Here is a 300-nt window from a genome sequence, read left to right as displayed (position 1 = left end):
TCGCGAACGATGGCCTGGTGCTCAGCCTCCAAAGACGCGGCCTGGGCGCGGATCAAGGCACCGTGGGCGTCGACATCGCCGAACTGGTAGTTAATGGTCATTGCTTAGCTCCTTAAAAGTGTTGGAAGACGGCGGTTTCGGCTACTAGCTGCCCAGGATCTGCTGCGAGGCCTGCTCTTGCTGCTCGTAGTTGTTCGCGTCGCGAATCAGTCCGTCGCGCACACCGTGGAGCATGTTGACGATGTTGCGGAAGGCCTGGTTGACCTGACCCATGGTGTCGTACGAGGTCGCCTGCGCCTG

At 60.3% G+C, this 300-nt stretch carries 2 pseudogenes; both read right to left on the bottom strand.

The window, feature by feature from the left end:
• Positions 1 to 101, bottom strand: a pseudogene (locus WU80_RS25725) (type VII secretion protein EsxI); the annotation flags it as partial.
• Positions 102 to 144: 43 nt separating this feature from the next.
• Positions 145 to 300 (bottom strand): annotated as a pseudogene (locus WU80_RS25030) (WXG100 family type VII secretion target); the annotation flags it as partial.

This window comes from Mycobacterium sp. UM_11, from assembly GCF_001414075.1.
Taxonomy (GTDB): domain Bacteria; phylum Actinomycetota; class Actinomycetes; order Mycobacteriales; family Mycobacteriaceae; genus Mycobacterium.
This window is presented reverse-complemented; position numbering and strand designations above follow the sequence as displayed.